At 71.0% G+C, this 22,578-nt stretch carries 15 protein-coding genes and 3 tRNA genes; 9 read left to right on the top strand and 9 right to left on the bottom strand.

The features are described 5' to 3' along the window. Positions 1 to 189: 189 nt before the first annotated feature. Complete coding sequence (locus ABT009_RS28340) at positions 190 to 1,080, bottom strand: ATP-grasp domain-containing protein (protein WP_351300757.1); 891 nt, start codon at positions 1,078 to 1,080, stop codon at positions 190 to 192. Positions 1,081 to 1,204: 124 nt separating this feature from the next. Next, positions 1,205 to 1,924 (bottom strand): FadR/GntR family transcriptional regulator, encoded by a 720-nt coding sequence (locus tag ABT009_RS28335; RefSeq protein ID WP_351300755.1) that lies wholly within the window; start codon positions 1,922 to 1,924, stop codon positions 1,205 to 1,207. A gap of 305 nt (positions 1,925 to 2,229) precedes the next feature. Between ABT009_RS28335 and ABT009_RS28330 the strand changes: the two genes are divergently transcribed. The 3 genes from ABT009_RS28330 to ABT009_RS28320 all read left to right on the top strand — a co-directional run bounded on the left by ABT009_RS28330 (position 2,230) and on the right by ABT009_RS28320 (position 6,662). Next, positions 2,230 to 3,534, top strand: a complete 1,305-nt coding sequence (locus ABT009_RS28330) for an SLC13 family permease (protein WP_351300752.1) — start codon at positions 2,230 to 2,232, stop codon at positions 3,532 to 3,534. Between the two features lie 172 nt (positions 3,535 to 3,706). Next, a complete protein-coding gene (locus ABT009_RS28325) occupies positions 3,707 to 5,179 on the top strand; it encodes an acyl-CoA synthetase (RefSeq protein ID WP_351300750.1) in 1,473 nt (490 codons plus the stop codon). Beyond that, positions 5,172 to 6,662 carry a carboxyl transferase domain-containing protein gene (locus tag ABT009_RS28320; protein ID WP_351300747.1) on the top strand — a complete coding sequence of 497 codons (1,491 nt, stop codon included), beginning with the start codon at positions 5,172 to 5,174 and terminating at the stop codon, positions 6,660 to 6,662. Before ABT009_RS28325 ends, ABT009_RS28320 begins: the two co-directional genes overlap by 8 nt. Before the next feature lie 80 nt (positions 6,663 to 6,742). On the opposite strand, the gene ABT009_RS28315 is transcribed toward ABT009_RS28320, so the two are convergent. Next, positions 6,743 to 10,477 (bottom strand): S8 family serine peptidase, encoded by a 3,735-nt coding sequence (locus tag ABT009_RS28315; protein WP_351300745.1) that lies wholly within the window; start codon positions 10,475 to 10,477, stop codon positions 6,743 to 6,745. Between the two features lie 323 nt (positions 10,478 to 10,800). On the opposite strand from ABT009_RS28315, the gene ABT009_RS28310 reads away from it, so the two are divergent. Beyond that, positions 10,801 to 11,838 carry a rod shape-determining protein gene (locus ABT009_RS28310; protein ID WP_351300742.1) on the top strand — a complete coding sequence of 346 codons (1,038 nt, stop codon included), beginning with the start codon at positions 10,801 to 10,803 and terminating at the stop codon, positions 11,836 to 11,838. A gap of 64 nt (positions 11,839 to 11,902) precedes the next feature. Here ABT009_RS28310 and ABT009_RS28305 read toward each other — a convergent pair whose 3' ends face one another. The 5 genes from ABT009_RS28305 to ABT009_RS28285 form a co-directional block, all read right to left on the bottom strand. Continuing rightward, complete coding sequence (locus ABT009_RS28305; RefSeq protein WP_351300739.1) at positions 11,903 to 12,262, bottom strand: VOC family protein; 360 nt, start codon at positions 12,260 to 12,262, stop codon at positions 11,903 to 11,905. A gap of 116 nt (positions 12,263 to 12,378) precedes the next feature. Next, positions 12,379 to 13,734, bottom strand: a complete 1,356-nt coding sequence (locus ABT009_RS28300) for an FAD-binding oxidoreductase (protein WP_351300737.1) — start codon at positions 13,732 to 13,734, stop codon at positions 12,379 to 12,381. 271 nt (positions 13,735 to 14,005) lie between these two features. Further along, positions 14,006 to 14,079, bottom strand: a tRNA-Ile gene (locus tag ABT009_RS28295). 199 nt (positions 14,080 to 14,278) lie between these two features. Then, positions 14,279 to 14,351 (bottom strand) — tRNA-Asn (locus ABT009_RS28290). 5 nt (positions 14,352 to 14,356) lie between these two features. Next, positions 14,357 to 14,429: transfer RNA gene (locus ABT009_RS28285), tRNA-Asn, on the bottom strand. A gap of 151 nt (positions 14,430 to 14,580) precedes the next feature. Here ABT009_RS28285 and ABT009_RS28280 point away from each other — a divergent pair. From ABT009_RS28280 to ABT009_RS28265, 4 genes are all read left to right on the top strand, one after another. Continuing rightward, positions 14,581 to 14,877, top strand: a complete 297-nt coding sequence (locus ABT009_RS28280; protein WP_351300734.1) for a YtxH domain-containing protein — start codon at positions 14,581 to 14,583, stop codon at positions 14,875 to 14,877. A gap of 129 nt (positions 14,878 to 15,006) precedes the next feature. Next, positions 15,007 to 16,455, top strand: a complete 1,449-nt coding sequence (locus ABT009_RS28275; RefSeq protein WP_351300731.1) for an FGGY family carbohydrate kinase — start codon at positions 15,007 to 15,009, stop codon at positions 16,453 to 16,455. A 212-nt stretch (positions 16,456 to 16,667) separates the two neighbouring features. Continuing rightward, positions 16,668 to 18,401: an ABC transporter ATP-binding protein gene (locus ABT009_RS28270; RefSeq protein WP_351300728.1), complete on the top strand. Its 1,734-nt coding sequence runs from the start codon at positions 16,668 to 16,670 to the stop codon at positions 18,399 to 18,401. Then, positions 18,401 to 20,329, top strand: a complete 1,929-nt coding sequence (locus ABT009_RS28265; RefSeq protein WP_351300726.1) for an ABC transporter ATP-binding protein — start codon at positions 18,401 to 18,403, stop codon at positions 20,327 to 20,329. The genes ABT009_RS28270 and ABT009_RS28265 overlap by 1 nt, the downstream gene beginning before the upstream one ends. Positions 20,330 to 20,448: 119 nt before the next feature. Here ABT009_RS28265 and ABT009_RS28260 read toward each other — a convergent pair whose 3' ends face one another. Beyond that, positions 20,449 to 21,801: an RNA polymerase sigma factor gene (locus ABT009_RS28260; RefSeq protein WP_351300723.1), complete on the bottom strand. Its 1,353-nt coding sequence runs from the start codon at positions 21,799 to 21,801 to the stop codon at positions 20,449 to 20,451. A gap of 102 nt (positions 21,802 to 21,903) precedes the next feature. Here ABT009_RS28260 and ABT009_RS28255 point away from each other — a divergent pair, with 102 nt between their 5' ends. Beyond that, entirely contained in the window at positions 21,904 to 22,566 is a 663-nt protein-coding gene (locus tag ABT009_RS28255) for a hypothetical protein (protein ID WP_351300720.1), read from the top strand. Positions 22,567 to 22,578 lie beyond the last annotated feature (12 nt).

Below are 22,578 nucleotides of genomic sequence, written 5' to 3'. Positions count from 1 at the left end.
TGGTGATGCTCTACCAGGGCTGGACCTACTGGGTGTTCCGGAAGCGGATCGGTACGCAGCACATCGCGGACGCGCACTGATCGCCCGGCTTTTCGGGGGCGCGGGGCCGGGGCGGGTTTGGGCGCCTACCCCGGCCGCCGCCTCAGGACCCACGGCCTCGGCGGCGGTGTGGCGGTCGGCCGGCGACGGTCAGCCGGCGGCCGCCGCCTCGACGATCGCCTCCGCCACGACGGGCACCGAGTCCGTGTGCAGCGACAGGAAGATGTTCGGCTCGACGAGTTCCAGCTCCATCACGCAAGGCTCGCCGTCCTCGCCGTCGACGAGATCCACGCGCGCGTAGAGCAGTTCGGGTGATCCGGGTACGGCGGCCAGCGCGCGCTCCGCGACGGAGAGTTCCGCGAACGTCGGTTTCCAGGCCTCCAGCCGCGGGTGGGCGACCTTGTCCCCGTCGTACGGCGTGCCGGGAGTGAGCACGGCGCCCTTCCGGCTGGCGTGCAGGAAGCGACCGCCGATGAACTGGAGGGCACGCTCGCCACTGACGTCGATGTTCTGCAGGTAGGGCTGCACCATGGCGGTGAGCCCCTCGTGGTGCATCCGCGCGAGCTGGCGCCCGGCGGTCTCCCGCTCCTCGGGTGCGTACCGGGCGGCGAAGCGTGCGCCCGCTCCGGAGGTGGGCTTGACGACGTACTCGTGGTCGTCGGGCAGCTCGACGGGGTCCCCGGGCGCCACGTACCGGGTGGGCACGACGGGGATCCCCGCCTCGGCCAGGTCCCCGATGTACCGCTTGTCGGTGTTCCACCGCACGACGTCCGCCGGGTTGGCGAGTCTCGTGGCCTTGCCGCACCGCTCGGCCCACTCCGTGAACTCCGCCGCCCGCCAGCTGTAGTCCCAGGTGGAGCGGATCACGGCGAGGTCGAAGGAGCCCCAGTCGACATCCGGTGCGTCCCACGGCACGGCGACGGCCTCGCCCCCTGCCTCCGCCACCGCACCCACCAACACCGGCAGGTCGCGATCGACGCTGACCTTCGGGCCCGGACGGCAGGTGACCAGCGCGATCCAGGTGCGGGTGGGTACTGTCACTGCTGCTCCTCGCGTCGGGACGATTCCGACGCAGGCTAACAATCGCCTCGGCCGAGCAGCGACGGAGTTCGGGGCTCCGGACGGTGACGGGGTAAGCGTCAGGGCAGGGCACGGCAGGGCAGGGTCAGTCGACCGGCTCGCGTCCGTCGTCGGGGTTCCAGTCCAGCAACCGCACCTTCGCGACCGTACGCACATGGCGGCGCATCGCCGCGGCCGCCTGCTTGGGCTCCTGGGCCTCGATCGCGCGGAGGATCGCGCGGTGCTGAGTCAGGGAGCGGGCGGGTCGGCCCGGCTGGCGGAGCGACTCGTTGCGGCTCTCCGTGATCTGGTCGGCGATGGAGCGCATGAACTCCGCGAGCAGGCTGCTGTGCGCCGCGGCCGTCACCGCCGCGTGGAACAGGCGGTCGCCCTCGACGCCGGGTGCGCCCTGGGCGATCTCGTCGGCCATCTGGGAGAGCGCGAAGCGCAGGGCGTCGAGATCCTCGTCCGTACGGCGCTCCGCGGCGAGTTCGGCGAGCTTGGTCTCGAGCGCCTCACGTGCTTCGAGTACGTCGGGGAGGCGCCGGCGCCGTTCGACCAGATGCTCCACGGGCTCCGCGTCGAGGCTGTCCCGCACGAGGTACGTGCCGCCGCCGTGGCGGACCTCCACCAGGCCCTGGACCTCGAGGACCACGATCGCCTGCTTCACGGAGGCACGGCTGACTCCCAGGCGCTGGGCAAGATCGCGTTCGGGTGGCAGGCGGTCGCCGGACTGCAGGCCACCTTCCGCCGCGTAAGTGCGCAGCCGCTCGAGAACCTGCTCGTACAGGCGCGGTTTGGCCATCGGGCGCAGTGCGTCGGTCATGTGGTTCCCCCTCGCGTGATCCCGCCCGTCGGGAGCGTAACACCGGTGGTCGAGCTGCCTGGTGAGCCCTCGAGAAGTGGCTGGGTGGATCGGTGGCCAATTGACTCAGTGGACGAGTGGCTCAGCCAATTTCGTCCCACCTCTTGACGCTCCATCCAGCCAACACCCACTGTGGTTCAGCCACTTGGCCACCGAGTCCGCCAAGTGGCTCAGCCACTCTGCCACTTAGTCATCGGCATCGCACCACTCTGCCATCAAGTCACCTGTCACCGACCTCGACAAGGGACCCAGGGACGGGAGCCCGCATGTCCGCCGAACTGATATCGATCCTCGTGCTCGTCGTGGTGTTCGTCATCGCCACCACCCGCTCCATCAACATGGGGGCGCTCGCCTTCGCCGCCGCGTTCGCGGTCGGTGAGCTGGTCGCCGGCCTCGACGCCGACGGCATCTTCGCCGGCTTCCCCGGGGACCTCTTCGTAGTCCTCGTCGGCGTCACGTATCTCTTCGCGATCGCCCGCGCCAACGGCACCACCGACTGGCTGGTGCACGCCTCGATCCGGCTGGTGCGCGGTCGTGTGGCGCTGATCCCGTGGGTGATGTTCGCCCTCACCGGTGCGCTGACGGCGATCGGCGCGGTCAGTCCGGCCGCCGTCGCCATCGTCGCGCCGATCGCGCTGAGCTTCGCCGCCCGCTACTCGATCAGCCCGCTGCTGATGGGTGCGATGGTGGTGCACGGCGCGCAGGCCGGCGGCTTCTCGCCGATCAGCATCTACGGTTCGATCGTCAACGGCATCGTCGAGCGCGAGAAGCTTGCGGGCAGCGAGATCACGCTCTTCCTGGCCTCCCTCGTGGTAAATCTCGTCATCGCGGGCATCGTGTTCGTCCTCTTCGGCGGGCTCAGGCTCTGGGCGAAGGGTGATGTGACGGCCACCGGAACCGGCACGGCCACGCGAACCGGCACGGCCACCGACACCCGTGAGAACGAGGACGCGGACGAGGGGGCCGATACGCGGCTGACGCCCGCCCGCGGCGCGACGCTGGCCGCTCTGGTCGCGCTCGTCGTCGCCGTCCTCGCCTTCGACCTCGACGCCGGTCTGACGGCGATCACCCTCGCCGTGCTGCTCAGCGCCTGCTGGCCGGAGGACAGCCGGCACGCCGTGGGCCAGATCGCCTGGCCGACGGTGCTGCTGATCTGCGGTGTCCTCACGTACGTCGGCGTACTGGACGAGATGGGCACCATCAAGTGGGCCGGCGAGGGCGTCAGCGACATCGGCATCCCGCTGCTGGCGGCGGTCCTGCTCTGCTACATCGGCGCGATCGTCTCGGCGTTCGCCTCCTCCGTCGGGATCATGGGCGCGCTGATCCCGCTCGCTGTGCCGTTCCTCGCGCAGGGCGAGATCGGCGCGGTCGGCATGGTGGCGGCGCTCGCGGTGTCGGCGACGGTCGTGGACGTGAGCCCGTTCTCGACGAACGGCGCCCTGGTCCTGGCGGCGGCGCCGGACGTCGACCGCGACCGTTTCTTCCGGCAATTGATGATCTATGGGGGAATCGTGGTGGCCGTGGTACCCGCCGTGGTGTGGCTGGCGATGGTCGTACCGGGGCTCGGGTGACCTGCGGCACGGCGCGGGCCTGCCGCGGCGCGGAACATTACGGGTAGACCACACCGGAACACGTTCGACGGCCGAGGCCCCTCAGACAGCTACGAGCCACATCGACAGCGACAGCGACAGCGACAGCGACAGCGACAGCGACAGCGACAGCGACCAACAAGGAGTACGACGCGTGTCCTCTCTCTTTCCGGCCATGACCGCAGGTCCCGGCGGCGGTGCGGACCGGCCCGCCCTGCGTTTCGGTGACCGCGCCCTGACGTACGGCGAACTCGCCGCCGTGACCGGCTCCCTCGCCGAGCGCCTCCGCGGTGCGGGCCGGGTCGCCGTCTGGGCCACGCCCAGCCTCGAGACGGCGGTCGGTGTGGTGGCCGCGCTGGAGGCCGGAGCCGCCGCCGTGCCGCTCAACCCGAAGTCGGGCGAGAAGGAGCTCGCGCACATCGTGTCCGACAGCGCGCCGTCGCTGGTGCTCGCGGCACCCGGCGAAGAGCTTCCTCCGGCGCTGGGTGCGCTGACCCGTATCGATGTGGACGCCGACGTACGGGCGGCGGAAGCGGAGGGCCCGAAGCCGCTCCCCTCAGGGGAGACCGACGACGCAGCCCCGGCCTTCGTCGTGTACACCTCCGGCACCACCGGCCCGCCCAAGGGCGCCGTCCTCCCCCGCCGCGCGGTCGCCGCGACGCTGGACGCGCTCGAGGACGCCTGGCAGTGGACGGGCGACGACGTGCTGGTGCACGGGCTGCCGCTGTTCCATGTGCACGGGCTGATCCTCGGGATCCTCGGTCCGCTGCGGCGGGGCGGCTCGGTGCGGCATCTCGGCCGGTTCGGCACGGAGGGCGTGGCACGGGAGCTGAACTCCGGCGCCACGATGCTGTTCGGCGTGCCGACCATGTACCACCGCATCGCCGAGGCGCTGCCCGACGAGCCCGAGCTGACCAAGGGGCTCGCCCAGGCGCGGCTGCTCGTGTCGGGGTCGGCCGCGCTGCCGGTGCACGACCACGAGCAGATCGCGGCCGCGACCGGCCGCCGCGTCATCGAGCGGTACGGCATGACGGAGACGCTCATGAACACGAGCGTCCGGGCGGACGGCGAGCCGCGCGCGGGCACGGTCGGCGTACCCCTGCCGGGCGTCGAGCTGCGGCTCGTCGACGAGGCGGGTGCGGCGATCGAGGCGTACGACGGGGAGACGGTCGGCGAGATCCAGGTGTGCGGACCGAACCTGTTCACGGAATATCTGAACCGGCCGGACGCGACGGCGGCCGCCTTCGCGGAGGGCGGCTGGTTCCGCACCGGTGACATGGCGGTACGCGATGCCGACGGGTACGTGCGCATCGTCGGCCGCAAGGCCACCGACCTCATCAAGAGCGGCGGATACAAGATCGGTGCGGGCGAGATCGAGAACGCGTTGCTCGAGCACCCGGGGGTGCGGGAGGCCGCGGTGACCGGTGAACCGGACGCGGACCTCGGCGAGCGCATCGTGGCCTGGATCGTCCCCGCCGCACCGGAGGCCCCGCCGTCCGCCGACGAGCTGGCCGACCATGTCGCCCGCCGCCTCGCCCCGCACAAGCGGCCGCGCACCGTGCGCTACCTGGGCGCACTGCCGCGCAACGACATGGGCAAAATCATGAAGAGGGCACTCCATGACTGACGACGGCACCGGGCCTGCGGACAGCGGGTCCTGGAACGGCATGCCTGTGAGCGGCGGTCCCGGCGGGACCGGCAGGCCCGGGACCGGCAGGCCCGGGACCGGCAGCCACGGGACCACCCCCACCCGCCTCACCGCCCGCGAAGCCATCGCCCTCCTCGCCGACGACTTCTGCGAACTGCCCTCCCCCACGGCCGAGTACGCCCCCGACGGCCCCCTCGCCTGGCAGGGCTACGACGACTCGCGCGCCCAGGCCGCGGCCCGTACCGGCGAGCAGGAGTCGGTGGTCTGCGGCACGGCCACCGTGGGTGGTACGGGCGGCACGCGCGCCGTCCTGGTCTCCTTCGAGTTCGGCTACCTCGGCGGTTCGCTCGGCGAGCGCACCGGCGACCGCATCGAAGCGGCCTACACGTGCGCGCGCGAACAGCGCCTCCCCGTCGTCTCCCTCGTCGCGACGGGCGGCAGCCGTATGCAGGAGGGCATGCGCGCCCTGGCCCAGCTGCAGCGGGTGGCCCGGCAGTCGGTCCTCACCCGCGAGGCGCGCCTGCCGCAGCTCGCCGTCATCCGCGACCCGACGACGGGCGGCGGCTGGGCCACGCTCGGCGCGGGCGCCGACGTGATCCTGGGCCTCCCGGGCGCCCAGGTGGGCTTCGCCGGATCGCGGGTACGCCCACCGGACGCGGACCCGTACGCGTACACGGCCGAGGCCCAACTGGAGGCGGGCGCGATCGACGCGATCGTGGCCCCGGGCCGGCTCCGGGCCGAGGTCTCCCTGTGGCTGGAGCTGCTGACGAGGGTGGCCCCGGCGACCAGACGGGTCGCCCCTCCCCCGCCCCGCGCCCTCGCCGCCACCCCGCTCCCCCGCACGGGCTGGGACGCCGTCCTGCAGGCCCGGTCACCCGGGCGCCCTCGCGCCGAGGCGTACCTCGACGCGTACTTCACCCGGCGGGCCGCCATCAGCGGTGACCGCTGCGGCGGCGTCGATCCCGGCATGCTCTGCGGCTTCGGGGAGCACGCCGGGCGGACCGTCGCGTACGCCGCTCAGTGCGGTACGGCGACCCGGCCCGCGGGGTACCGGACGGCGGCCCGGCTGGTCCGGCTGGCCGGACGCCTGGGAATTCCCGTGCTCACGCTGGTGGACACGCCGGGCGCCGCCAATGACGCGGAGGCCGAGCGAGCCGCGGCCGGAGCGGCCATCGCGGACCTGTTCGCGGCCGTCGCCGCATCACCCGTGCCGATCACCAGCCTCGTCATCGGCGAGGGCGGCTCGGGCGGCGCGCTGGCACTGGCGGCGCCGGGCAACACCTGGGCCGCCCCGGACAGTTACTTCTCGGTCATCGCCCCCGAACTGGCGGCCGCCATACTCAAGCGCCCGCAGGACGAGCTCCGCTCCACGGCGGACCAACTCCGCCTACGCCCCCAGGACTTGGTGGAACTCGGCGTCGTACGCGGCATCGTGCAGCCGGAACGGGATCAGGAACCCTAGGGCGCAACGCGCGGTGCCGCCTCCCTCCACGTCCCGAGGGAAGACGGCACCGCAGCTCACGCACCTGGTGCGCCAGAGGACTACCTCACCCCCACCGCCCGAATGATCTCCTGCGTGACAGACCCGCCCCGGTCGTCGCTCACCGACGCGCGCAGCGACACGAACTCCGCGCCGCCCGGCACCTTCAGCAGCCCCTGCCACGCGGCCTTCGCACCATCGCGGTCCAGGTCGACGGCCGTCCAGGTCGCGCCGTCGTCGTACGACACCTCGAGCGAGCCGCCCCCGATGGTGCCGGTGCCCTCGGCCCCCTTCACGTACTCGGAGTAGATGCCGACGGGGATGCGCTGCCCGCCCCGCACGTCCCCGGCGAGGTCGGTGTCGATGTCGAAGCCGAGGTTGAGCAGCGGCAGGTAGGTCCACCGGTCGTCCGGGGTCTCGGCGGACTTGAAGGTCCACTCGGAGTGACCCTTCGTCGCCAGCTTCCAGCGCTCGGCGTCCAGGGCGGTGTCGGTGACGACCTTGTACGTGCGTTCGTCCGGAGAGGCGTTCCGGACGTACGCGCCCGAACTGGTGCGGCGGTCGACCCGCACGCCATCGACGTACACCTCGGTGACCTGCTTCATGGTGTCGTCGCTCCACACGTCGCCGAAGCCGGTGTGGTCGGGCCCGGAGTCGCCCCAGCCGGGGGTGTTGAACTGCAGGGTGTTGCCGCTGCGCTGCTGTCCCCAGCCGAGGCCGGTGCCCAGCCAGGGGTGCCAGACCGGCTTGAACCAGTCGAGCTCCGGATGCGTGCCACCGCGGTACGTCACAAGACCGCCGCGCTCCTCGATGGCGCCGGGACCGGTGGTCACGGACTCGTGCCACAGCTGGCCGGGGCCCGTGGAGACGTAGTCGGTGCGTTCGACGGGGTAGTCGATCTTCTGCTGGAAGCCGAGGCCGATGGAGAAGGTGTCGGTGAGGGAGTACCGGTACTCGCTGCCCGCCGCGGGCTTGACCGCGTGGAACTTCGCGTCCACGGCGGCCAGGTCGCGCGCGCCCGGCCGGTACGCCAGGTCCCGGGGGATCGCCCCGGGGTGGCCCTCGGACAGGTCGTACACGTAGGGGGTGTTGCGCGTCCCGGTCGTCTCGATGCGCGTGCCGTTCCCGGCGGCCGCGATGAGCCGGGCCGCGTCGGCCGCGTTGACGGTGGCGATCTGCAGCGGCCGGTCCGCGTTGTCGTCGGTGCCGAACCACGCCATGCGGCGGCCGGGCACGTCGTCGGTGACGAACAGCGCCTTCACGCCCGCGTCCTGCGCGGCCTGGGCGAGCTCCTCCGGTTCGGCTCCGGCCTCCAGGCGTACGATCACGGCCTTGCCCTGCACGTCCTTGCCCGCGTACTCGGCGGCCGTCCCCGTGCCCGCGTCGGCCACCGGGAGCTGGGTGCGTCCTTCGAGCAGGGTGCCGCCGGGCTGCGCGACGGCCTCGCCGAGCCGCTCCCCGTCCTCGGTGCGCACCTCGATCAGCGGCTTGCCGAGCCGCCACACCGTGCGGTACTCGAAGCTGCCCTCGGTCACTTCGGAGGTGGGCGTGGCGAAGATGCTGTCGTAGGTGAGCGGGACCTGGACGGCGCCGAACAGGTCTGCTCCGTTCGCCTGCCGGTCGTACTCCATCACCAGCTGGCGGGTCTCGGTGCGACGGCCGACGTCGGCGGTTATCTCCCGCAACTCCCGTCCGTCGAGGGTGACTTCGCGGTCGCGGGTGAGGTCGATCTCAGGGGCGGCGAGGAAGCCGAGGCCGAGCGAGTCCTCGCCCTTGCTGCCGCGCACGTCGAGGAACGACGTCAGGCTGTACGTGCCGGGCTTCAGCCGCAGCTTCAGGGTGCCGGATTCGCCGACCTGCGCCCGGTACGGGTCGACGCCGTCGGCCAGCTGCTGCACGACGAGCCCGGCTGCGGTCGCGGCGCCGTCGCGGTCCTTGACGTGGACGGTGAGCGTGTACCGCTCCTCCTCCTTGACCAGGCCGAACGCGGTGTGCGCCACCGGCGTGCCGGCCACGGAGGCGACGATCTGCCCCGAGGTGTTGCCCACGGGCGCCTTCGCTCCGTCGCCCGTCACGGTGGTCGACTCGGTGCCGTGCGCCGGCACGGTGAGAGTCGAGTCGGCGAGCGTGGCGACGCCGTCGGCCGCGCCCTGCACGGCGAGGCTCAACTCCACTGGCTCATCTGAGGAGTTGGAGTACGTGACCGTCCTGGTGACCGGCTTGTTGTCCTCGTACGGCCAGCTGTAGAAGCCCAGATCGGCGCTGCCCGTAGCGGTGATGAGCGCTGTGGTGGCGTCCGGCACGCTCACCCGCCCGGCACCCAGCTCGTAGACCGAGGCATCGAGCTGCTTCGACGTGGACATCAGCGCGTCCTTGAGCTGCGCGCCGGTCCAGTCGGGGTGCTTCTCGGCGAGCAGCGCGGCTACGCCCGCGACATGTGGAGTGGCCATCGACGTACCGCTCATGGACGTGTAGGAGCCGCTGCCGGAGTCGAACTGGGAGCGCGCGGCGAGGATGTTCACACCGGGCGCGGACAGGTCGGGCTTGAGAGCGTTGTCGCCGTAGCGCGGTCCCCGGCTGGTGAAGTACGCGGCGGTGTCGCCGGAGTCGACGGCGCCGATGGTGAGTGCGCTGTCGGCGGCGCCGGGCGAGCCGATGGTGCCGGGGCCCCCGGAGTTGCCGGCCGCGACGACGAAGAGGGCGCCGGTCTCCGCGGACAGAGTGTTGACGGCCTGCGCCATGGGATCAGTGCCGTCACTGGCCTCGGACGAACCGAGGCTCATGGACACGATCTTGGCGTGGATGTCCCGCGTGGCCCACTCCATGCCGGCGATGATCTGCGATTCGCTGCCGGATCCCTCGTCGCTGAGCACCTTGCCGACGGCGAGCGTCGCGCCGGGCGCGACGCCCTTCTCAGTGCCGTCGGACGCGGCCCCGCTGCCGCCGACGGTGGAGGTGACATGGGTGCCGTGCCCGTTGCGGTCGGCGACCTCCTGCCCTTCGATGAAGCTCTTGGCGGCGGATACGCGCCCGGTGAGGTCCGGGTGGTCCGCGTCCACGCCGGTGTCCAGCACGGCGACGGTGACGCCCTTGCCGGTGAGCCCGGCCTCCCACGCCCTCGGGGTGCCGATCTGCTCGTTGCTCTCGGCCATGTCGGCCTTCACGCGTCCGTCGAGCCAGACGCGCTCGATGCCCTGGGCGAACGCCGGGCTGCCCGTGCCGCGAGCCGACCCGCCGGCGGCGGGCGCCACGGACCGCCAGAACGTCCGTCCCTTGTCCGCCTCCACGGCCGCCCCACGGATGCTCGCCAGGGACCGCACCTTCTCAGCCCCGCGCGGCGCCCCGGCCGCGTCCCGCGCCACGCTCTTCTTATAGGTGACGATCAGCGGCAGCTCGTCGGCCTTCCGGTCGGCGAGCCCCTGCCGTATCAGCTCGGTCACATCGAACAGCCGCTCATCGAGCGTCCCGGCCTGCAGATACGGCAGCGCCTCGTCCGGTACGACGGTGATGCTGCCGCCGGACATCTGCGTACGGACGGCTCCGGTCGCGCCGTCCGGCCGGTCGACGGTGACGGTCTTCTTGCCGCCGCCGAGTTCGGTGACGGTCACCTTGTCGCCGGTCACCAGGGTCACGGTGTGTGCTGACCGGTCGGTCTTGGTGCGCCCGGCAGCCGGAGTGCCGTCGGCGCCCGTTCCGGCTGCGACGGCGGGTCCCACCGTGCTCACCGGGAGCAGAACGAGCGCGAGCCCGGCTGGCAACAGCCTTGCTCTGCGCCTCGCGGGTGCTGCTCTGGTCATGACACCTCTCTTCGTCGTCGGCCCCGGGAGGGGTGGTTCCCGAGTGCTGCGAAGAGTGTCAATGGGCTTGTGTTGCAGGAGAGTTGACGCGGCCTGGCGGAAAGGTGCCCCGGCGGCTTTCCGCCAGGCGGTTCCTGCCCTGCCGTCCGGAACCGGGGGATCCGCCCCCAGAGGGGCTCAAAGCACCGCGCCCGAGATCACCCGTTCGGCGCTCCCCCCGCCTGGCCCATCCCAGCGCGCGCACTCCGCACCGCCGCCTGACGATGCAGAGGAGGACCGCCGTCCGGCGGCCCGAACGGTCTGTGCTCTCGGGAGGACTCGCCATGACCGTCAATCTGGATCAGCTGCGCCGCTGCCATGTCGCAGTCGACCTGGGGGCTGCCAGGACCCGGGTGTTCGTGAGGGGGGCGGGCCTCGTCGTGGACGAGCCGAGCGCCGCCGCCGTCAACACCCGGACCGGCGCGCTGATCGCGGTCGGTGCGTTCGCCGAGCAGATGACGGGCCGCACACCCTCGTACATCCGTGTCGTACGCCCCGTCACCGGGGGTACCGTCGTCGACATCGACATGGCCCAGCGCATGCTGCGCGGCCTCATCGGCGAGAAGCTCCGCCGCAACCTGCGCCGCAAACCCCGGCTGCGGGCCGCCGCCTGCACCCCGCACGACGCCGACCCGCTGGCGCAGCGCGCCGCCGTCGAGACGCTGGTGGGCCTCGGTGCGCGGCGCGTGGAGTTGGTGGACACCCTGATCGCCGCCGCGGTCGGCTGCGGACTGCCCGTGGAACTCCCCGAAGCCACCATGATCATGGTGTGCGGGGCCGCCACCACGCAGGTCGCGGTGCTCTCGCTGGGTTCGATCGTGACCGCCGAGCGGATCCCGGTGGGCGGTGAGGCCATCGACCACGCGATCGTGCAACACCTGCGCCACCACCACGAGTTGATGCTGCCGTCACAGTCGGTACGCCCGCTGCAGATCGCGCTCTCCGGCAACGGTCTCACGCCGTACGGCCCGGAGACCACGGAGATCCACGGCCGGGACGTGGCCACGGGCCTCGCCCGCTCCGTATACGTCGACACCGCGGCCGTGCGCGACGCCATCCACACCCCGCTGACCGCCGTACTCGACGGCATCGGGAAGGTGCTGCGCGACTGCCCGCCGGACCTGGTGGCCGATCTGGCGGACCGCGGCATCATGATGGTCGGCGGCAGCGCCCTGCTGCCGGGACTCGACCAGATGCTGCGGAACGCCACGGGGATGCCGGTGACCATCGCTGAGCGTCCGGACGTGTGCGCGATTCTCGGCCTGGGCGCGATGCTGGAGGGCAGGGTTCAGCCGCTGGTCCTGAACCCGCTGGCCGGCTGACGGCCACGCCGGGCCGACCGCATGGCCGGCTTGAAGGGCTGGTCGCGGGTGAGCCGCGCGCCCCTCAGACGCCGCCGGCCGCCCCGTGCGCGACGGTGTGCCGCGGCTCGTACAGGCCGAGTTCCGCCCCACTGGGCAGCGTGATCGCGGTGAGCAGCCCCCACCCCTGATCGGTCACCGGCCCCACCGTCACGCCCTTCTCCCGCAGCTGCGCCAGCGTGCCCTCGATGTCGTCGCACATGAGATACAGCTCGTGGCTCGGCCGTTCCGTGGAGGGATGGACCGCGACCTCCGCGGGCGGCAGCGCGAAGATCAGCCAGCCGCCGCCGGCGTCGACTCCCGGAAACCCGAGCACGTCCCGGATGAAGGCACGATCGGCGACCGCGTCCCGGCTGTAGAGGATGACGTGAGCGCCATTGATCATGGCTTCATCCTCACATGGGTCCGGGGCCCGGGCCACACGGCCTACGCGCCCGGACGACCGGTCAGCGGGTCCGCATGATCGATCTCAAGACGTGACCGCAGGGCCCGCACCCCTGCTCACGGCGCAAGATACGTATGGAAGACCCCTTCGGGGTCGTACCGCTCCCGCAGCGCCTGCAGTCGTCGCCAGTCCTCGGGCGTGTACGAGCGCTCGGCGCGGGAGGGGTCGGCCGTCAGGTCGGCCTCGCCGACGTAGTGCCCGGTGCCCAGCGGTTCGGCGGCGCCCATCACGTCGCGGAGCCAGCGGATGTTGAGGGCGTCGTCCTCGGGATCGCTCCAGATGGCGAAGGGGGCGACATAGCTGTCGCCGAGCACGGAGAAGGCCATGTCCCGCGACAGGCCCCTGTCCCGGGACGCGGGCCAGAAGGGCGCGAGGACGAGCGACTGCTCGGAGGGGGCTTCCGCAACGAGGGGCGCGAGCCTGCGCAGCAGCGTCTCGAAGCTGTCGTCGGACCACAGGGTGTCGACCGCGCAGCGGCGGCCCTCGGGCCACAGGGTCTCCGAGGCGGTGTAGAGGGACTCGTACGACGCCGGCTCGTCGACCTTCCGTGAGAGGGCGCGGTCGGCGAGGGGACAGGTCCGGATCGGTTCCATGGACCGGAACGCTTCGTCCTCCGAAGCGGCGAAGGCGGTGGCGGTGACCTTGATCACCTTGGGCCGGTACGGTGCGGCGGAGTCGGACGGGTCGGCCGTCCCGAGCAGGAACGACGCCTCGACGTTGGGCGGGAGCCGGTCCGCGGCTTCGGTGGCCCACGCGGCGACGGCCCCGAGTTCGGCGAGCGGGAAGGTGTAGGCGGTCTCCAGGATGGCGGCCGGGAGCTCCCAAAGCCGCAGGTGGAACCGTGTGACGACGGCGAAGAAGCCGGGGCCGGCGCCGCGGGCGGCCCAGAACAGGTCGGGGTTCTCATGCTCGCTGCACCGGACGCCGCGCCCGTCCGCGGTGATGGCCTCGATCGCCCGGACACTCGCGCAGCCCGGCCCCCACGCACCGGAGTTCCAGCCGAGCCCGCCACTCAGCAGATAGCCGCTCATGGCGACGCTCCCGCAGTGCCCGGCCGGGAACGCGAGCCCGTACGGGGCGAGTTGGGCGGCGAGCGAGCTGCCGGTGACGCCGGGCTGCACGGCCGCCGTCCGCGCCTCCGGATCGACGACGCACTGACGGAGCCCGGACAGGTCGATCAGCATGCCGCCGTCACGCACCGGAGAGCCGATCCAGCTGTGACCGCCCGCGCGTACGGCGATCCGCAGCCCGTTCGAGCGGGCCAGCCGAACGGCCTCCTGAACGTCCTGCTCCGACTCGGCCCGGACGATCATCTCGGGAAACCGCTGCGGTTTGAGCTCGTTCCAGACCATCTCCGACCGGATGGCTTCATACGCGCTGTCGCCTCGCCGGACGATCTTCGTCTCGGGCATGATCACAGTTCCTTCAGCACAGCCGGTGGTCAGGCCAGGATGCGATGCACCAAGGGCATGAGCAACCGCGTCACACGCACGGCCCTTGACGGACGACTTCAGACGACTTCGCCGCGGAAACGCCCGCCGAAAGAGTGTCCCGAGCGCGACACGCGCCCGACGTACCCACATCCGCACGGAGCCCCGCCCTATGCTCGGGCTGAGCTTCGCCACACCCCGCAACGGGCATAAGCGTGCGCAGGTCAGAACGTTTCACCTGACCTGCGCTCGGTGGGGCGGGTGGGACTCGAACCCACGGCCGACGGATTATGAGTCCGCTGCTCTAACCGGCTGAGCTACCGCCCCGTTACGGCGCGTCGCGCACATTTGTACGCGCCGTCTGCCGCAGCATAGCCGTTCATACGATCTCCTGCGTCCCATGGTCGGCGTAGCCGCGACCATGAGGACACCAGGCATGCCCACGCGGTTCCCGCGGACGGTCCGATCATGCTCCGAAGATCGGACCGGACATGAAAAAGGACCCCTGAGGGGTCCTTCCCGGCAGCTCCCCCGACTGGACTCGAACCAGTAACCTGCCGGTTAACAGCCGGCTGCTCTGCCAATTGAGCTACGGAGGATCGAGCTCCCCCGACTGGACTCGAACCAGTAACCTGCCGGTTAACAGCCGGCTGCTCTGCCAATTGAGCTACGGAGGATCGCCTCGTTGCATCGAACGTACCTACCTGGGTATTCGCCAGGCGGCGCGCGCTCGCTGCAGCACATACATTAGCGCAAGCAGGGGGGTGCTCCGCCAATCGGTACTTCCGCGACCGACTCCGACGCCGACGCAAGGGAAGGGTGGCAGCCATGCGCTACCGGCTCACATTCATCGCCGGGGTTGTCCTCGGTTACGTGCTGGGTACGCGGGCCGGACGGGAGCGCTACGAGGAGCTGAAGAAGTCCGCCCGTTCGTTCGCGCAGAATCCGGCCGTCCGTAATGCCGCCGAGTCCGCGGCCCAGCAGAGCCGTGTCTATGCGGGCAGGGCTCTGCACGTGGTGGGCGAGAAGGTCGGCGACCACGTGCCCGACTCCGTGGCCGAGCGCGTACGGGCGCTGCGCGAGCGGACCGGCACCGACGATGACTGGGGCACCAGCAACACCTGAGCCGGCGCCCCGGACTGGGGGCTCCGCCCCCAGTCCCCCGTAATCGCCCTTCGGGCTCGTCCTCAAACGCCGGACGGGCTGAATCACTGTGGTACGGAACACTTCCCCTGGTGCGGCAGAATTTCTGCCATGGGGATAGTCGCCGGGTTGGACAGTTCGCCCGATTTCACTCGCATCATCGTGTGTGACACGGACACGGGGGCCGTGCTCAGGCAGGGGTACGCCCCTCATCCCGTCCCGGGCGGCGGTGACGGCGGGCGGCTCTCCGACATCGATCCGCAAGCGTGGCTGCTGTCTCTGGGCGAGGCCGCCGGCGGCGGGCTGCTCGAGGGTGTGCAGGCCATCGGTGTCTCCGCGCAGCAGAACGGGGTCGTGCCGCTGGACGCGCAGGGCGGCATCGTGCGCCCCGCGATCGTGGGCAACGACAAGCGGGCCCAGGTCGCGGCCGCCGACCTGATCGACCAGCTCGGCAGCCGGGAGGCGTGGGCGGCGGCGGTCGGGTGTGTACCGCAGGCGGCGCACCCGGTGACCAAGCTGCGCTGGCTTGCGAAGACCGAACCCGAGGCCGCACAGCGCACGGCCGCGATCATGCAGGCCCACGACTGGCTGGTCTGGCAGTTGCTCGGGCGGCCCGCGCGGCGTACGACGGACCGGGGCGGGGCGTCCGGCACCGGTTACTGGTCGGCGGCGACGGGTGCGTACCGGCCGGATCTGGTGGAGATGGCGCTGGGGCGGCAGGCCGCGGTGCCGGAGGTGATCGGGCCCGCCGAGGCCGCGGGGACCACGCCCGAGGGGCTGCTGATCTCGGCAGGCACGGGTGACACGATGGCGGCGGCGTTCGGGCTCGGGGTCGGGCTGGGTGACGCGGTGGTGTCGCTCGGGGCGTCCGGTTCGGTGATGGCCGTGCACCAGGAGGCGCTGATCGACTCGACCGGCATGATCACATCGCTGGCGGACGCCACGGGCGGGCATCTGCCGGTGGTCCACACGCTCAACGCCGTACGGGTCCTGCGCGGGACGGCGGAGCTGCTGGGCGTGGACCTCGAGGGGTTGTCGCAGCTGGCGCTGAAGTCGACGCCGGGCTCGCACGGGCTGGTGCTGCTGCCGTATCTCGAGGGCGAGCGCACCCCGAATCTGCCGCACACCGCAGGCACGCTTGCCGGGCTGCGCCGGGAGTCGATGAAGCCCGAACACCTGGCGCGGGCCGCGTTCGAGGGCATGCTGTGCGGACTCGCGGACGCGCTGGACGTGCTGCGCGGGCGGGGTGTGGAGGTGCGGCGGGTCTTTCTGCTGGGCGCGGCCGCGGAACTGACCGCGGTTCAGGTCGCGGCGCCGTCACTGCTCGGCGTGCAGGTCGTCGTGCCGCAGCCCGCGGACTACGCGGCGCTCGGCGCGGCGCGCCAGGCCGCCTGGGCGCTGGGCGTCTCGCAGGGCACGCTCGACCCGGGGACCCCGCCGGCCTGGCAGGGTGCCACCGCCCAGGTGTTCGAGCCGGGCGAGGAACTGGCGGTGGGTCAGGCGGTGCGGCAGCAGTTCACGGCGGTGCGAGAACAGACACATCCGGCCGCGTTCGGCTGACCGGCGTACCGGCGCGAGCGGCCGGTTGTTCGCATCGACTCCTCCATTTGCCCTACTTGGCCCAGCCTTGGGGCAAACATGAGGCAATCATGGGTGCGTCTCCCGGCGTAATTGCTTGAGGTAACGCAGGTGGAGTGTCGGACGATAGTGGGGTGGTGCACCCGACCCGTGGCCGGTGCACCGACCCTCCTGCCGACACCGAGAGACGAAGCGTGCTCATACGACTTCTGCGGACCTACCTCGGTCCGTACAAGAAACCGATCGCCCTGCTGGTGGTGCTGCAGCTGCTGCAGACCTCCGCCACCCTCTATCTGCCCACCCTGAATGCGGACATCATCGACAACGGTGTCGTGAAGGGCGACACCGGCTACATCCTGAGCTACGGCGCCTTCATGCTCGCGGTGGCCGTGGTCCAGATGACGTGCAACATCGGCGCGGTGTACTTCGGTGCGCGCACGGCGTCGGCGCTCGGACGCGACGTGCGCGCCGCGGTCTTCGACCGTGTGCAGTCCTTCTCCGCGCGCGAGGTGGGGCACTTCGGGGCACCGTCCCTGATCACCCGGACCACGAACGACGTGCAGCAGGTGCAGATGCTCGTCCTGATGTCGTTCACGCTGATGGCGTCGGCGCCCATCATGTGCGTCGGCGGCATCATCTTGGCGCTCGGTCAGGACGTGCCGTTGTCCGGTGTCCTGCTGGCGGTCGTCCCGCTCCTCGGCATCGGTGTGAGCCTCATCGTGCGCCGGCTGCGGCCGCTGTTCCGGACGATGCAGGAGCGCCTGGACACGGTGAACCGTGTGCTGCGCGAGCAGATCACGGGCAACCGCGTCATCCGGGCCTTCGTCCGGGACGCCTACGAGACGGATCGGTTCCGCGGCGCGAACGAGGAGCTGACCGAGGTGTCGCTCGGCACGGGCCGGCTGCTCGCGCTGATGTTCCCCATCGTCATGACCGTGGTGAACGTCTCGTCGATCGCGGTGGTCTGGTTCGGTGCGCACCGGATCGACAGCGGTGGCATGGAGATCGGCGCGCTGACGGCGTTCCTCATGTATCTGATGCAGATCGTGATGTCCGTGATGATGGCCACCTTCATGTTCATGATGGTGCCGCGTGCCGACGTCTGCGCCGAGCGCATCCAGGAGGTGCTGGGCACCGAGAGCAGCGTGGTGCCTCCGGCCGCTCCGGTGCGAGAGCTCAGGCGCCACGGCCATCTCGAGATCCGTGCGGCCGGGTTCCGCTATCCGGGTGCCGAGGAGCCGGTCCTGAAGGCCGTCGATCTGGTGGCGAAGCCTGGTGAGACGACCGCCGTGATCGGGTCCACGGGCAGCGGAAAGTCGACGCTCCTCGGCCTCGTGCCGCGGCTGTTCGACGCCACGGACGGCGAGGTGCTCGTCAACGGCGTGGACGTAGGGACCGTCGACCCGCAGCTGCTGGCGAAGACCGTGGGCCTCGTGCCGCAGAAGCCGTACCTGTTCGCCGGGACCATCGCGACCAACCTGCGCTACGGCAACCCGGACGCGAGCGACGAGGAGCTGTGGCACGCGCTGGAGGTGGCGCAGGCCAAGGAGTTCGTCGAGCGGCTCGAGGGCGGCCTGAACGCGCCCGTCGCACAGGGCGGGACCAATGTCTCCGGCGGCCAGCGGCAGCGGATCGCGATCGCGCGGACGCTGGTGCAGAAGCCGGAGATCTATCTCTTCGACGACTCCTTCTCGGCTCTGGACTACGCAACGGACGCGGCCCTGCGCGCGGCTCTGTCGCTGGAGACGGCCGAGGCGACCGTCGTGATCGTCGCCCAGCGCGTCGCCACGATCCGCGACGCCGACCGGATCGTCGTCCTCGACGAGGGACGGGTCGTCGGCACGGGCCGCCACCACGAGCTGATGGCGGACAACGAGACGTACCGGGAGATCGTGCTCTCCCAGCTGACGGAAGCGGAGGCAGCCTGATGGCCGGGCCTGGAGGGCGGATGATGGCCGGGGGCGGCCCGGACCAGCGCTCGATGGACTTCAAGGGGTCGGGCAAGCGCCTGATCGCCCAGTTCAAGCCGGAGCGCACCACGATGTACGCGATGCTGGCGGCCGGTGTGCTGAGCGTCGCGCTGTCCGTGCTGGGCCCGTGGATCCTGGGCCGGGCGACCGACCTGGTCTTCGCGGGCATCATCGGGCGGCAGATGCCCGACGGCGTCACGAAGGAGCAGGCGCTGCAGGGCCTGCGTGAGCGGGGCGACTCGGGCATCGCCGACATGCTCTCCGGGGTCGACTTCACTCCGGGTCAGGGCATCGACTTCGGCGCCGTGGGCTCCGTACTGCTGCTCGCGCTCGGCACGTTCCTGGTGTCCGGTCTGCTGATGCTGGTGGCCACCCGGCTGTCGACGTACGCCATCAACAAGACCGTGTACCGGATGCGCGAGGACATCCAGGCGAAGCTGTCGCGGCTGCCGCTGTCGTACTTCGACAAGCGGCAGCGCGGCGAGGTGCTCAGCCGCGCCACGAACGACATCGACAACATCGGCCAGACGCTGCAGCAGTCGATGGGACAGCTCGTCAACTCGGTGCTGAGCATCGTCGGCGTGCTGGTGATGATGTTGTGGATCTCGCCGCTGCTGGCGCTGGTCGCGCTCGTGACGGTGCCGCTGTCCTTCCTGATCGCGACGAAGATCGGCAAGCGGTCGCAGCCGCACTTCGTGCAGCAGTGGCGTACGACGGGCAAGCTGAACGCGCACATCGAGGAGATGTACACCGGCCACACGCTGGTGAAGGTGTTCGGGCGCCAGGACGAGTCGGCGAAGCAGTTCGCCGAGCAGAACGACGCGCTGTACGAGGCCGGGTTCAAGGCGCAGTTCAACAGCGGCATCATGCAGCCGCTGATGTTCTTCGTGTCGAACCTCAACTATGTGCTGGTGGCCGTGGTCGGCGGGCTGCGCGTCGCGTCGGGTGCGCTGTCGATCGGTGACGTGCAGGCCTTCATCCAGTACTCGCGGCAGTTCTCGATGCCGCTCACGCAGGTCGCGTCGATGGCGAACCTCGTGCAGTCCGGCATCGCGTCCGCCGAGCGGATCTTCGAACTCCTCGACGCCGAGGAGCAGGAGGCCGACCCCGTACCGGGCGAGCGGCCCGAACGGCTGCGCGGCCGCGTCGCGTTGGAGAAGGTGTCCTTCCGCTACGAGCCCGACAAGCCGCTCATCGACGGCCTGTCGCTCACTGTGGAGCCCGGCCACACGGTCGCGATCGTCGGCCCGACCGGCGCGGGCAAGACCACGCTGGTCAATCTGCTGATGCGGTTCTACGACGTGACGGGCGGCCGGATCACGCTGGACGGCGTCGACATAGCGAAGATGTCGCGCGACGACCTGCGCTCCGGCATCGGCATGGTCCTCCAGGACACCTGGCTGTTCGGCGGCACCATCGCGGAGAACATCGCGTACGGGGCCGCCAAGGACGTCACCCGTGAGCAGATCGAGGAGGCAGCGCGGGCTGCCCACGCCGACCGCTTCATCCGCACCCTGCCGGACGGTTACGACACGGTGCTCGACGACGAGGGCACGGGGGTCAGCGCGGGCGAGAAGCAGCTGATCACCATCGCGCGGGCCTTCCTGTCCGATCCGGTGATCCTGGTGCTCGACGAGGCGACGAGCTCCGTCGACACCCGTACCGAGGTGCTCATCCAGAAGGCGATGGCCAGTCTTGCGGACGGGCGGACGTCGTTCGTCATCGCGCATCGGCTGTCGACGATTCGGGATGCGGACACGATTTTGGTGATGGAGAACGGGGCGATTGTGGAGCAGGGGTCGCATGAGACCTTGCTTGCCGCCGATGGGGCCTATGCGCGGCTGTACAAAGCGCAGTTCGCGCAAGCTGTGGCTGAGGTGGACTGAACAGTTGCCCGGCGTCGGGGTGCCGCTGCCGCTGTGCCAACCCGTGCCGCCACAGCGGCACGATTGCCCACAGCGGCAGCAGCGGCGGCGCGACTGCCCACAGCGGCGCGCCGCGCGCCTCAGTCCAAGTAGCCCCGCAGCTGGTCCGCGTATGCGTGGTCCCTCAGTTTGTTGAGGGTCTTGGATTCGATCTGGCGGATGCGTTCGCGGGTCACGCCGAAGATGCGGCCTATCTCCTCGAGGGTGCGCGGGCGGCCGTCGGCCAGGCCGTAACGGAGCTGGACGACCTTCCGCTCGCGCTCCCCGAGGGTGGAGAGAACCGCATCGAGGTGCTCGCGCAGGAGCAGGAACGCGGCGGACTCGACGGGGGACGCCGCGTCCCCGTCCTCGATGAGGTCGCCGAGCGCGACGTCGTCCTCCTCGCCGACGGGGGCGTGCAGCGAGACCGGTTCCTGGGCGAGCCGCAGCACCTCGCTGACCCTCTCGGGCGGCAGTTCGAGATGGGCGGCGACCTCTTCGGGCGTGGGTTCGTATCCGCGCTCCTGGAGCATGCGCCGCTGGACCCGCACCACGCGGTTGATGAGCTCGACGACATGGACCGGGACGCGGATGGTGCGGGCCTGGTCGGCGAGGGCCCGCGACATCGCCTGGCGGATCCACCAGGTGGCATACGTCGAGAACTTGTAGCCGCGCGCGTAGTCGAACTTCTCAACGGCCCTGATCAGGCCGAGGTTTCCTTCCTGCACCAGGTCGAGCATGGTCAGGCCGCGTCCCACGTATCGCTTGGCGACCGAGACGACGAGCCGCAGGTTCGCCTCGATGAGGCGGCGCTTGGCCATGCGCCCCATGACGACGAGCTTGTCGAGGTCCATGGCGAGCTGGGAGTCGAGGTCGGGGGTCGAGCCGAGCTTCTCCTCGGCGAAGAGACCGGCCTCGACGCGGCGGGCGAGCTCGACCTCCTCGGCGGCGGTGAGCAGGGGGATGCGGCCGATCTCGCGCAGGTACTGGCGGAACAGATCGGCGGAGGGGCCCGCGGTCTCGGTGCGGCCGGAGGGTACGGGGACCTCCACGGGGTCGGCGACGTCCACGAGGTCGGGCTCCGGCTGCCCGTCCGCGGCGGCGTCCTCAGGCGCGGGAGGCTGGTCGGCGGGGTGCTCGGGCGGGCCCTGCGGATCATCGGGGCTCATCACTGGCGCTCCGATTGCGGGATGACGGCGAACCGCGCCCTGCGGCGGCATCGCCGTCAGCACATCGGTCTCCGCCTCCGGGTCCAGGGCGGTGTCGGTCTGGGCGAGGGTCTGGGTCTGCACGGGGGCGACCTCCAGGGTGATCGCTGCTGAGGCGTGCGACAGCGGTACGACGGGACCGGCGTGGGCGGCCTTGCCGCTGTCCGTCCCGTACGCGATGAGCGGAACCGCGGGGGTGTCGGGCCCGCCGTCTGCGGGCCGGCCGCGCTCCGAGGACTCAGGCACCGGAACCCAGTGTGGGGTACGACACATCACCGCCACGAGGGGCGTGCGGTGACTTTTTGAGTCCGGTCCGTGACTGGGTGGTGACACCCGCGGAAAACCCGAATGCCTGTGCGTGGACCGATCTGGCACGATCCCGGGGTGTCCGGTTCCCTCTACGAAACGCATGTGACCGTCCGCTGCGCCACCGCTGCCGACGCGGACCGGCTCGACCGCTGCGCGACAGCGGCGGGCCTCAAGCTGACGCACATCGTGCTGGCCCGCGGTCGGATGGCCGCGCAGCCGATGCTCACCCTGACCGGTTCCGCGTCGTACGCCGAGGAATCGGCGCGGGCGCGTGACGTGGCCGTACGGCTGCGGGCGGACGGCTTCGAACCGGTCCGTATCAAGATCGAGTGCTCCCCGTGGGCGCCCGAGGTGCCGCGCGAACCGTGCGGCGGCGGACGGTACTTCGAGCACCATGCGAAGCTGCTGATCGACGCAGACACGGACCTCGACGCGCTGGCGGCGCGGGGCGTCCCGCACGGCGCGCACCTTTCGTGGAACGCCCGGCGGGTGCGCGGCGGAGGCCGACACGAGCGGTTCGTGACGCAGCGGTGCCGCGGGGTGGACGCGGAGGGGGCCGGGCAGGCGCTGGACCGGCTGCTCAGGGAGCTACGCGATTACGAAGTGATCGATGTGGAGCGGGAGTTCGTGCTCCATGACAGCGACGCCTCGGTCGACGACGGGTGGATCGAGGAAGCGGTGCCGCAGGAGGTGCGGGGATGAGCGGAACGTGGC

The organism is Streptomyces sp. NPDC002896 (assembly GCF_040295225.1).
Lineage (GTDB): Bacteria > Actinomycetota > Actinomycetes > Streptomycetales > Streptomycetaceae > Streptomyces.
This window is presented reverse-complemented; position numbering and strand designations above follow the sequence as displayed.